This window comes from Stenotrophobium rhamnosiphilum (assembly GCF_003052265.1).
In the GTDB taxonomy this organism is placed as follows: domain Bacteria; phylum Pseudomonadota; class Gammaproteobacteria; order Nevskiales; family Nevskiaceae; genus Stenotrophobium; species Stenotrophobium rhamnosiphilum.
Genome location: NZ_QANS01000006.1, coordinates 114,336 through 125,644, shown reverse-complemented (window position 1 = coordinate 125,644; position 11,309 = coordinate 114,336). Strand labels below are relative to the sequence as shown.

The 11,309-nt window shown below is 50.8% G+C and carries 9 protein-coding genes; 2 read left to right on the top strand and 7 right to left on the bottom strand.

The window, feature by feature from the left end; translation table 11 throughout:
* Positions 1 to 44 precede the first annotated feature (44 nt).
* Positions 45 to 1,835: an acyclic terpene utilization AtuA family protein gene (locus tag CJD38_RS15435; RefSeq protein ID WP_107941274.1), complete on the bottom strand. Its 1,791-nt coding sequence runs from the start codon at positions 1,833 to 1,835 to the stop codon at positions 45 to 47.
* 82 nt (positions 1,836 to 1,917) lie between these two features.
* Positions 1,918 to 2,712 carry an enoyl-CoA hydratase-related protein gene (locus CJD38_RS15430; RefSeq protein ID WP_107941273.1) on the bottom strand — a complete coding sequence of 265 codons (795 nt, stop codon included), beginning with the start codon at positions 2,710 to 2,712 and terminating at the stop codon, positions 1,918 to 1,920.
* A 486-nt stretch (positions 2,713 to 3,198) separates the two neighbouring features.
* Here CJD38_RS15430 and CJD38_RS15425 point away from each other — a divergent pair, with 486 nt between their 5' ends.
* A complete protein-coding gene (locus CJD38_RS15425) occupies positions 3,199 to 3,486 on the top strand; it encodes a hypothetical protein (protein WP_146166002.1) in 288 nt (95 codons plus the stop codon).
* Positions 3,487 to 3,515: 29 nt separating this feature from the next.
* Positions 3,516 to 4,064 carry a riboflavin biosynthesis intermediates N-glycosidase gene (ybiA, locus tag CJD38_RS15420; RefSeq protein ID WP_107941348.1) on the top strand — a complete coding sequence of 183 codons (549 nt, stop codon included), beginning with the start codon at positions 3,516 to 3,518 and terminating at the stop codon, positions 4,062 to 4,064.
* Here ybiA and CJD38_RS15415 read toward each other — a convergent pair.
* The 5 genes from CJD38_RS15415 to CJD38_RS15395 are packed head-to-tail and all read right to left on the bottom strand — an operon-like array spanning position 4,032 to position 11,182.
* Positions 4,032 to 5,114: a PfkB family carbohydrate kinase gene (locus tag CJD38_RS15415; protein WP_107941271.1), complete on the bottom strand. Its 1,083-nt coding sequence runs from the start codon at positions 5,112 to 5,114 to the stop codon at positions 4,032 to 4,034. The genes ybiA and CJD38_RS15415 overlap by 33 nt on opposite strands.
* A gap of 36 nt (positions 5,115 to 5,150) precedes the next feature.
* Complete coding sequence (locus CJD38_RS15410; protein WP_107941270.1) at positions 5,151 to 6,206, bottom strand: hypothetical protein; 1,056 nt, start codon at positions 6,204 to 6,206, stop codon at positions 5,151 to 5,153.
* Complete coding sequence (locus CJD38_RS15405; protein ID WP_107941269.1) at positions 6,206 to 8,119, bottom strand: P-loop NTPase family protein; 1,914 nt, start codon at positions 8,117 to 8,119, stop codon at positions 6,206 to 6,208. Before CJD38_RS15405 ends, CJD38_RS15410 begins: the two co-directional genes overlap by 1 nt.
* Positions 8,112 to 9,227 (bottom strand): phosphoribosyltransferase-like protein, encoded by a 1,116-nt coding sequence (locus tag CJD38_RS15400; protein WP_107941268.1) that lies wholly within the window; start codon positions 9,225 to 9,227, stop codon positions 8,112 to 8,114. The genes CJD38_RS15405 and CJD38_RS15400 overlap by 8 nt, the downstream gene beginning before the upstream one ends.
* The gene (locus CJD38_RS15395) at positions 9,224 to 11,182 is read right to left on the bottom strand and encodes an HAD hydrolase family protein (protein WP_107941267.1); all 1,959 of its coding nucleotides are present in this window, start codon (positions 11,180 to 11,182) and stop codon (positions 9,224 to 9,226) included. Before CJD38_RS15395 ends, CJD38_RS15400 begins: the two co-directional genes overlap by 4 nt.
* Positions 11,183 to 11,309: the final 127 nt, after the last annotated feature.

Genomic DNA, 11,309 nt, shown 5'->3' with positions numbered 1-11,309 from the left:
CGTGCGCACAGCGCACCCTACGGTGATGGCGGTTGAGGCGCTGTTCATGCGCTGACCAATCCCTTATCAACCCAAGACTTCGGAACCGAGAGCGGGAAGTCCATCAGGATCTGCGACAGCATCTTGCCCTGCGGGTCATAACGCAGAGATGCCATACCACCGCCACCGAGTGCATCGGCAATCAGGAAGTTGAATGCCATCAGGCCCGGCAATTCAAAACGCTGTGCTTCGCCTTTGAAGAAGTGCGCCATGTACTGCTTCACGGCTTCTGCGGTGAGCTGTTCGCGCAACAGCGGAACAAACTCTGCACGACGTGCAATCACACCGATGTTGGCGCTGTTGCCTTTGTCGCCGCTGCGGCCGTAAGCCAAAGAAACGAGTGGCACTGAAACTGAATCCGCTTCTTTGGCGACAGCCGTGGTGTCGATTGCTACTGCCGGAGCAGCCGTAAGCGTTGCAACGCCCGCTGCAATCGGAGCAGCAGCATTCTTACCGCCTGCATCCACATGCACTGGCAAGTTGCTCTTCGGTACGAGGCAAGAGAACAAACGCACGACTGGCGTGACTGAAGGGCGACCACCCGAGAAGCCGGTGATGCTCTGCGCCATTGCCGTTGCAGCAGGAATGAATTCGCGCGAGAAAATTTCCAGCGCGCCTTTGTCGGCGCTCTGCACGGAAAGCTTCAACACCACTTCGCGCGTATCGCGACGGCGTGCGTTGGCGCCCCAGTTGGATTCACTGCCGAGCACTTCAACATCGGTGCGCGTGTAGTCCGGCAACTTGCGCTGCTCAAACATCGTGCGTGTGCGGCGTAGGATTGCAGCGGCGACGGCTTCAGCTTTGCCGACGGCATTGCGACCACCAATCATCATCGTGCCAGTGGCGCGGAAGCCATCCTGATACGTCGCAGAAACTTTGTACTGATCGCTCGGTGCGCGGCCTTTGGCGCCGATCACTTGCACGCGGTTGTCGCCCAGCTGCTTCAGCGTCACGCCGCGGAAATCGCAGGTCACGTCTGGCAACAAATAACTTGCGGGATCACCAATTTCATAGACCAGCTGTTCGCTCACTGCAGCGATATTGACGTTGCCGCCAGTGTTCGCAGGCTTGGTCACAACAAAGCTGCCATCCGCTTCGCAGATCGCAATCGGGAAGCCCATGCGATCCCAGTCGGCACTGGTGGTTTCCCAGTCGGTGATGATGCCACCGGTCGCTTGCGCGCCGCACTCAACGATGTGGCCAGCGAGGCTGCCCATCGCGAGTTGATCGTAGTCGTCAGTCTTCCAACCGAATTCGTGAATCAATGGACCGAGTGCAACAGCGCTGTCGACGCAGCGGCCAGTGATGACGATGTCAGCGCCTGCATCGAGTGCCTGCGCAACCGGAAACGCACCGAGATAAGCGTTCATGCTCCAGAGCTTTCCGGGAATGCTTTCGCCGGTGAACATTTCTTTTACGTTGGCGAAGTCGCCAGCGCGTGCGAGCAGATCGTCGCCGGTGACAATGCCAATCGACAGCTCAATGCCCGCAGCCTGCAACTTGGCCTGCAATGCATCGCGGCAAGCCTGCGGATTAACGCCGCCTGCATTGGTAACGACGCGAATTTTGTTGGCCTTGATGGTCGGCGCGAGGCGCGCGATCACATCAGGAAAATCTGTTGCGTAACCCGCTGCTGGATCTTTGCCGCGCGCTTTGGCGAGCAGCGACATCGTGATCTCAGCCAGATAATCGAGAACGAGATAATCGATCTCGCCGGATTCAACGAGTTGCTTCGGGCCTTCCGCTGAGTCGCCCCAGAAACCAGCGCCGCAACCAATTCTTACTTGTTTACTCATAAATGTTTCCCCGTAGGAGCGCCTCTTAGGCGCGATTCTTTCTGCGTCAATCGCGCCTAAGAGGCGCTCCTACAAAATGTTCTTAGGTGCCCGTGAAGTTAGGCGCGCGCTTCTCTTGGAACGCACCCATGCCTTCCTTCGCGTCCTGCGTGCTCGACATCACCGGCACCATCGCCTGCGCGTACTCCAGCGCTTCACGCAGACCCATATCGCGCGTCGCGTTGAAAGCCTGTTTGCCCAGGCGAATTGCGGTGGGTGATTTGTCGATGATGCGCGACAGCAGCCAGTCCAGCTTGGTGTCGAGTTCAGCACGCGGCACGAGATAGTTCAGCAGGCCCCACTCGTAGGCTTCCTTCGCCGTGAACTGTTCGCCGGTGATGCACATCTCTTGTAGTTTGCGCGGCGGCAACACGCGCAGCATGTACGGCAGGATCATCATCGGCGTCATGCCGATCTTGCTCTCGGTGGTGCCGATGCGAATGTCATCTGCCGCAATCACCATGTCGCAAGCGCAGAGCAGGCCGAAGCCGCCCGCCATCGCATGGCCATTCACGCGAGCAATCACGGGCAGCGTGCACTCCTGCAAGCGCTTGAACAGATCAACGATGTAATGCTTGGGTCGTGAGAAATCGACAGCAAACGCAAAACCCTTAGCGCCCTTGGCCAGATCCGCGCCAGCGCAAAATGCCTTGTCGCCCGCGCCGGTCAGCACAATCGCCTTCACTTCGCCGCCCGCAACCGCCTCAGCAATGCCGCGGTCGATGGTCTGCACCACTTCCTGATTCAGCGCGTTACGGCGCTCTTCACGGTTAATGATGATCCAGAGGACGTCTCCACGACGTTCGAGCAGGACAGGGTCAGTAGCGGCTTGCGACATGTTGTTCTCCTTATAAGGGGCCGGCGTGAGCCCCGCTCAGTACCGGGTTCAAGACCGATACGCACAGGACGCCGCAGAATGGAAAACAGATTATTGCAGCGTTAATGAGTCAGCCTCACCCATTTATGGGAGGCCGTTCCGCCCGAGCCGCAACCCAGTTGTTCGGCGTAATTAAAGTCGTTTACACGGAATTAAAGTTGTTGACACTCAATTAAAGTCGTTAACAATTTTGGACCGACGCGCGCCAGGGCAGGGCTCCCTGAAAAAATGACTAAACCGACGCGTATAGGATTCTTTTAGGTCAATGCTTAGCCGCTCTGTCGCAGAGGTGGTAACGCATCGGGCTCGGCGCTATGCAGCTTCTTCCTAAGAAGCGCGGTCTTAATCGCTTCTACATCCATTGATTGCCAAACATAAAGAACGCATATCTATTGCGTTCTTTATGTGTGTAACTTACAATTTTATGTAAGTTAAAATGAGTTATATGTGAATAAATTACAAAAAACATTAACTGATATGCAGCTTAGGCTTTCCGTTGTGCACGGACGCCGTCTCACGCACGAAGATTTAGCGCTGCTTGCGCATGCGAGCACGCGCGCAGTAGGCGAGTGGATGCGTGGATCAACCACCCCGGCGGCAATGTCGTCTGTCTTAAACCTAATGGCGTTGTTGCCACCCGAAGACGTCAATGCAGTTTTAAAAGCCTGGCGTGAAACAAAGATGCAAAAAACTAAAGCGCGCGGCGACCTCGCGAACTCGAAATCAATCCAATGAAGTACTCAGCTGAATTACAGGAGACCACCATGAATGAGATCCGTTTCTACCGTGCTAGCGAAAAGCCTTACGGTGCTTTCAGTAATCTCTTCAAGCGAGATGTAACTTTCGAAGACGAAGTTTTTCCAACAACCGAACACGCATATCAAGCCGGCAAAGCCAGAAAACCAGCTGTTCGAAAGTGGCTGATGTCGGCGCCAAGTCCGGCATTACTCGCGATGGCTGCTCATGGACTATACGTTTGGGACGTATCACCAGACTGGTCCAAGATTAAATTTGATCGCATGAAACGCATCTTGCTTGCCAAGTTCACTCAGCACCAAGATCTAAAAGATTTACTTCTCAGCACTGGCAACGCGAGGTTGGTTGAGGCTGCCACCGTTGATAATGCGGTCAACCGGCTCTGGGGCGAAGTAAACGGTAAGGGCCAAAACAAATTAGGCCAGCTACTAATGGAAGTTCGGGACGAAATTGGAAAATCCGAACAACTCAAAGGCCGCAGCAAAAAAAGCGTGGAAAGTACTAAGCGAACAACACGCAAAAAATTAGAGGCAGCAGAGGAAATTGTTAGTGCTTAAATGAGATTTGCGCTGAGCAAAAATTGAATCATCAACGAGACGGACTAAAAAGTCCTCGCTCATAGGACTTGATGGAGCAATTTGGTTTTCAAGCATCGCGCTCAAACGCAGAGAGCTCAGCTCTCGAGCTTGCTCCACAATCTTCTCTGGGCGCCATGCATCTAGAAGCCCGCGCGCGCCCTCCGTCATGCAGTTAAATGCAGACAATGCCTGGCCAAACGCCAACGCGTTCAGAAGTGACTCATGCCCAACATCATCTCTGCTGCTTACGCCGTCATTAAATAACTTATAAATTAGGCCTGCCGTGCACCAGTCGCCAGCGCCCGCGGTATCACGTTTGTGAGTTGGTAGGGCGTAAGCTCCTAGCTCAAACCAATCCAAGTGCAAATTTGCAGTTTTGAAGCGAAGGCCGCGAGGCCCACGGGTTTGAATTTCGACAATCACAGAGCTGGTGTCGAAGTCTTCGAGGCCGTTTATACGATCATCTGCGTATTTTACGATGTGCGAATACTGCAGCGCTTTTCTAAACAAGGCTACATCGCTTCCAATTTCTGAGGGCTCGAATACAACAAGCCCGCCAAGTTCAGCATAGTGCTGAGCCATTGCGATGCCAGATTCTGTCGGGCGATCAAGGAAGAAAACAGAAGCAGATGGTAACTCTGTGTCGTATGTTGCTGGGTGATCGCGAAGATCCCACTGCGGTTTGCGCCGAGTGCCACAGCAGGGGCACGTAAAACTAAATCTGTGCGTATGCGATTCGGGCTGGCTCAACTGATGTTGGTAAACAACAGGAGTACGCCGATCATCTGATCGCCGCATGAACGTTAGGTCAGCGCCTATGGCAGAGAATTCGTCTTGAAGCATGTCGGCGGCTGAGTCGTCGCCTAGCATGCCAATGGGACTCGTGCCCCAGCCAAGCGAGCCGAGAATAGCCAAAACATTCCCTGCCGAACCGCCGAGAGAACATTTCGAAACGTCACCATCGGGGCCGACAAGAACATCAACGGCGAAGAGCCCGGCTCCAGCAATTCTTGGCGCTTGTATCGTCATAGCATTCGTAATAAATCGCCTAGATCGATTCTCTCATTACGGCCGAATCCAAACATGCCAGAGGTGCTCAGGTAGGCCAACGGATAAATCTGGAAGAGAGGATACCTCGGAACTGTATCCGATGCTCTCTTCATACATTATTGGCAGGTCCAGTTTTAATGCGGCCAAGACCATGCCAACGCTACCAATACGGGAGCCGGCTGGCGATAAAATCGTCTCCGTCGGTTGAAACGTAGATCTTTCAAATGCTTGAAGTCGATTCTTATGAATGCGCGCAATAGTGCGGCACACGTCAGTTGGGTCTGTTTCATGCGCATAAATTATATCTAAGAGATTGACGTCCCACTCGCTGGTGATTTGTCTTTCAAATTCGCGCAGAAGGACGTCTCCTCGACGCGGATTTGAGACGGGAAATGGCAATATGGGGCAGGACTCATCTGGTCGAAGTTCGCGGTGAATTCGCTCAAGCGATGCAATGGAACCCTCAGACAACTGCGGAATCCAGAGTTTAATAACGCCATGTAACTCGTCGGTCCCCATCCGCCCATGAAAGCCATGAATGTAATGAGGGGTATCGCTAGACATCGACTTTGCTTTTAGCGGTTCCTTTGCGCGGCCAGCCATAACGACATGTGCATTGATCTTTATATCTGCTTGGGCGTTCTCGTAGGCTTGCTTTACAACTGGAAAGCAAACCCCGCGTGAGGCTGCTGAAGCGTCCACAAATACGTCTGTGTAGCCTTGCTTAATTAAGGGCTCGCAGACTTTAGTTGCGTTGCGACCAGCGACATTCGCCGTATCGTCAGCAACGATTTTAATGCTCTCGAAAGAAATTTTTCTTCCTGCGAGAATTTTTGTTAATTCAACTCTATTTCGTTCAGCCGACTGCTTCAGAATTCCTGCCACATCTGGTCTCTCTTCAATAAGAAAGAGATAGTCAACGTTAAGGTATTGGGCGAGTAAGCGAGGGAACGTTAAACAAAGATCATTAAAGCCCAGAGTCCCGATGAAAAGTATTTTCCGCTCGGGGCGAATGAAAGCCTGAAAGAACGGAGCGCATTCATCGTTTTTATGTGTGATCAAGGGTTTCATTACTGAGAGAACTCCGGAGTAAGAGACTGAAGCCCCGAAAGAGTGTCTTCAATAAATCCTCCCCGACTTAGGCGCAAACCATAAGCCATACTGGGCAGCGCCCCGAGCTCAAGCAGGCACCACACTTTACCTTTGCACTTGTATTGCGGAACAAACACGAGCGCTTTATATGCAAAAGCGAAATGCAATATTCGAGTAAGTCGCTCAGACCGCTCCAGGACGCGATCCATTTCGTCCTGAGGAACGCCAATTGCATTCGCGCCTAACGTTAGCGGCGCATTAGGCCTGAGAGTAATTTCCTGGCAGCGCGTCGCAATGTTGTGAACTAGGATTCGAACAGAGCTGTTATAAGGAAAATCCCACTCATTCATCGTTTGATTCGCTTGATTGATAAGTGCTTTGTGTTGGCTCCTTGGTGTCAAAGTTGGGCTATTTCCACGGATCATCCTAGCGAGCAATTCGTCGACCAATGAACCTGTCAGGCGAATAAATTGTTCGATGTTTACATTGCTTGCAGCAATCAACTTGTCCATCCCGTAGTAATACGGCCGCTCAAATTGACGCATGAGCTGTATTCGTCCGCCGTCGATGAGGGACGTCGCCGCCATTTTTTCATCGGTGACTGGCTCGCCGATCTCGGTGTCATCTCCAAGCAACCCAAGTTGGGGTGTTCTGTTTCGCTCTCGATTAAGTAGTATGCGCAATGCGGCCAACTTTTCGTCTTCGCGTGCACTTGAAGGGATTCGCCCTCCTATCGTATTGACAAGCGTGTCGGAGAATCGAGAGTCACGCGCGAGCTTGGAAATTTCCTCTCTGAGCTGTTTAATTTGCCCGTCTGGAAGTGTCGCTGATCCAACATCAAGGGTGTTCCGGATATCGCGAATTGAACGGCGAGAGAACTCTGGAATTCCGGCGATGTATCGATTGGCGATGTCGGTCGCAATCGGTTTGAACCGTCTGGCGTCACGAGAGCCAAGTTCCATAAGTTTAATAAGATAGTCGCGTCCCTTAGTCGACCCCGGCGCAAGTCCTTCTTCGTACATGTGTTCTCGCGTCATTGCCTCTCGATAATCTTCTGGGGCAACAACATCCGGTCTACACATTAGCCATCGTGATACGCCAATTGTCTTTGTCTTCAACCAGTCGCGTAATTCAAGAAACTGCGCAGGGTGTAGTTCGTGTGCGTCGTCAATAATGATCATCGGCCGCAGATTGACCCAGGCATCCGCTTCTTGTGTTGGCCAATTTCTAATTTTGAAATACTTCAGGGCTTCGAAAACGTCGTAGCTTGTATTCAAAAACTGGGCTGCCATCGCACCTTCAGCGGGAGGAACGAGCGCAGTAACGATCTTGAAAATCGCAAGCTCAATGTCTCTCGCGTATTGCCGAAATTTAGCGGGACTATCAGCCCCAGTAATAACCGCTAATGAATCCGCATTTCCACCCATGACGATTTCAACGTCAGTTAGTGAAACATTCATTCCTTCAAGTTGGCGAAACCAGCCAAGAACAGCTTTTGATTGCACGAATGCCCTGAGCAAAGCAGAGCGTGTCTGATTCGAATACGGCAAGTCCCAAATCCCGCGAAAGTTTGTACTCATCGCGAGTCGATGGCCCATTAGCACGGGGACGCCATTCAAAATAAGGCCGTTGTAAGTAAGCGCATCCATCAGGCTATCGTTCAGCTGATCGCCCTGAGAAATACAAAGCGTACCAAGCGTTTCAAATTCTACGATTTGCGCAATGGTAGTTTTGCCGCAGCCTGGCGTGCCGACGACCATCGTGAGCTTTTCAAGTAACTCAGACTTTTCAGAGCGAAAGAACTCGTTAACCGGCGTAGGGCTAATGAGAGAAAGTAGTGTGCGCTTATCGGCGATCAGTTCCGTTCGGCGTTTCTTAAACGGATTATCCATGGCTTGAGTGGCGCTTCCGCCTCGAAAATAGTGGTTTCATGAAAGGCTTGGCGTCGTCCTTGGAGGAGGATGCCCATAGCAATGCAAGAGAATTATTTGGCGTGTTGTGCTCTAAAATCAAAGGTAGCCCGCATTGTTTGTAGCCGAACCAGATATCGGATTTTGTGTGTTCGTCCTCAATCCCTTTGTCGTACCAGTCTTGTAAAAGCGCAACGAGTTTTTTATCGCTGTCATTTTCGTTAATCACGATATCGTCCGGAAGCACGTATGAGAATGAAGACGTGTATTCGAACTCCGGGTTATCAACTTTAAACTTCTTGAGATCAGCCTCAATCTGCTTACTAGCCTTAGAAGAGGCAAGATGGTGATGAACATGGATGCGACAATTCGCCGAAAGAAATGTATCTTTTCGAAACCTATTCGCTTTGTGAAACTTTGCAACTTTCCCTTTCCACTTAAGCTCTTTATCGTCGTATCTAATCAAAGATGCTCCAGACCCTGAAAAATCATCGATAAGACACACGATCTCAAACGTCGCATCTCTTTTATCCGGCGGCCCAGAGCGACACATGTCTTTTTGTAGTTCGTTCTGGAGGTCCTTCCATTTGTCATCGCCAATCTCACTAAACGCTACGACCTGCTCATTCGATACAGTGCCCTCGTTATAGCGCCGAAAGACATCCATTTTTGCGCCGTCACTTAACCCGACATACAGTGTTCTTCGTTCTAAAGCTTTTAATCGGCCTATCGCTTGTTCATCCGACCAGGTTTCGTAGAAGGGTATGCCTAGTTCATAAGCAACCTTCTTTCTGGCCATACGCTCTGCGATAGGCATAAAAAGACTTACGAGATGATTCATCTCGCGCTGACTAATAAAAATCAAACGATCCTTTACGATCTGATACGCGGTCAATCTTTTTTCAATATCAGGAAACTGACTCAACCAATTCAATAGCGCGACGTGAAAGCGAGTTGCGGGTTCGAACCCTTGGTATTCATCGTATTTATGCGAGATCATCAGCTGTAGTTCGCGAAATTCCTCCGCAAACTTTGCGTCGTCCCACTTAAGCAGTTGCCCAATCAAAGTAAAAGCAAGCTGAGATTTCATGCTGTAGGCACCTGCTCAAAGATTTTTAGAAGTAGTGTTCTCTCGTCAATTTCAAAAAGGTTTTGCTGACTGGTTATTGACTGCAAATACCAAGACGTCACGTCAGCTTGCTTATTCCCTGCCGGCCCAAAATTCCAGCATGCTGCGAGATTTGCGGACACTTTGTCGCAGCTGAGGCTGAGGCCCTGATCAAGCAGTTCGAAATCATTTCCTTCTTCGTGTCCACTATCGCCAAGGCGCAGAATTTGAGTGTCTTCTTGCAGGCCATATTTCCGAGCAATTTCGCTAACAACTTTACGTTTGCTCGTTACGCCGTCTAGAACATCGATTGAATGACCGGAGGAAAATACGCGCCAAGAGGATTTTCTTTTCTCGTATAGCCATGCTCCGATTGCTGAGCGAAGTCGCGCAGACCTCTGGGCGTCTGGGATGCGCAAACTAAATTGCCCTCCGCGAACAAGTGAATCTAGAGGCTTTAATAAGTCAGCATATGGAGAGCAATTTAGCCAATTCCAAAGCTCTTCGAATTCTGGATTTGCAACGGGCTTTTCAAACGGTTGATCAAGCGACCGGATATAGGCCCCGCTGTAGTAACCCACTACGATTGAACTGTGCATTTCGCTCGGGAACGACTGGAGCAGGCTGTCTCTAAGTGAATCTCCACGCCCTGTTGCAATGGCAAATACCAATCCTTGGCTGACTAGTGGGCAAATCAGATCAACGATCGAGGCTGGCATCCCCTCGTATCGATTCTCGGTTCGGCACAGCGTCCCATCGAAATCAAAAACAATCGCTTTAAATTTCGTTCTTGTTATTTTTCCCCAATATCTTTCCGCAGCTTCTTTGACAAGGGGACTTACCAGATTGGATTTTACGCCGCCCATTTTTCTGCGTGCGGCCAGTTCAAGTATGTCCTGCTTGGCTGGTTGGGGAGCAGCCGACACCTTTCGTATGTCGATGGCATGGATGCGGCGCCCAAATTCAGGCACATCGGGCTGACCGGGATCATAGTCGGCGTCTTTAGCGAAGGCCTCAATTAAATACATCGCGTCCACCAAGCCCGCAACGCAAACATCCTGATCTGATATTCCATCAATCTTTATTTCGTGAAAATTTCGATCAGGAAGGTGAGACGTAATCTCACGCGCTAACGCTGAATCTGTTTCCGAGTAAACGCAAATTACGAAAGGGGGCTGCTGACGAACTGCGAGCTGAAGGTGCCTTCCGTGAGCAAACTGACGTAAGTCTGTAATTTGGACAGAGACGAGCCCTGATTCTGCTGCCTTCGATTCAAAATCGACAGCGAATGGTTTTGCTTGTGCGGAGTAGATCAATAATATTCCGCGACGCTTGGCCTCTTCTACACTTGGGAAAATAGCCAATTCGTTACGCCGCTTTGTTAGGCGAGGTTGACTAAATAAGTGTGCAAGAGACTCGCTAAAACGTTTTTCTCCGAAGAACATTCTGTAAATAATCAGAACTGTCCCAATGAGCGAATTCGTGGCCAGGTATCCATCTTTCCCCCAATCCATGGGATACGAGAATGTCCGCAGCGATTTATTACTCACAGCAAAATCGACTAGAGGGTTACTCGCCGTTAGCGTTACCGCGGCGCAACTAATATCTGCTTGAGCGGAGGCCTGCGCTGCAGCAAGAACGTCCTTGTTTTTACCTTCAGCTGATAGCAGAAGGCTATGAGAAGCCAGACGATTTAACGAAGAAACGAACTCGATGGGAGTCAAAGGGGTCGTAGGCGACTGATGTGCTATTTCTCTAAAAAGCGCTGCGGCTACTGCAGCAGAGTACGAGCCTCCAGACCCAACAATTCTGACATGCTCGCCATGCCATCTGGCAAGAAAATGTTTTAGGCGGCCTAGACTCGCAGCGTCCTGCTTATGCGCCCACTCGTAAGTATTCGCAAAGTTGTCGAGTTCTACTGCATACGACTTTCCCAAGGCGTTCTCCCATTGTTTTGGCGCACCAAATTCAGGTTTGCCTTTGTCACTTTTAGAAGCGATCTAATATCGGCGCATCATATAGCTAACAGCACGAGTGCTGTGCTTAAGACGATTGTAGTTTCCG

Bases quoted from the DNA above. Each gene is read 5' to 3' on its own strand.
- CJD38_RS15435 (WP_107941274.1), bottom strand. From the start codon at position 1,835: ATGAGTAAACAAGTAAGAATTGGTTGCGGCGCTGGTTTCTGGGGCGAC.
- CJD38_RS15405 (WP_107941269.1), bottom strand. From the start codon at position 8,119: ATGGATAATCCGTTTAAGAAACGCCGAACGGAACTGATCGCCGATAAG.
- CJD38_RS15415 (WP_107941271.1), bottom strand. From the start codon at position 5,114: ATGACGATACAAGCGCCAAGAATTGCTGGAGCCGGGCTCTTCGCCGTT.
- CJD38_RS15400 (WP_107941268.1), bottom strand. From the start codon at position 9,227: ATGAAATCTCAGCTTGCTTTTACTTTGATTGGGCAACTGCTTAAGTGG.
- CJD38_RS15410 (WP_107941270.1), bottom strand. From the start codon at position 6,206: ATGAAACCCTTGATCACACATAAAAACGATGAATGCGCTCCGTTCTTT.
- CJD38_RS15430 (WP_107941273.1), bottom strand. From the start codon at position 2,712: ATGTCGCAAGCCGCTACTGACCCTGTCCTGCTCGAACGTCGTGGAGAC.
- ybiA (WP_107941348.1), top strand. From the start codon at position 3,516: ATGAATGAGATCCGTTTCTACCGTGCTAGCGAAAAGCCTTACGGTGCT.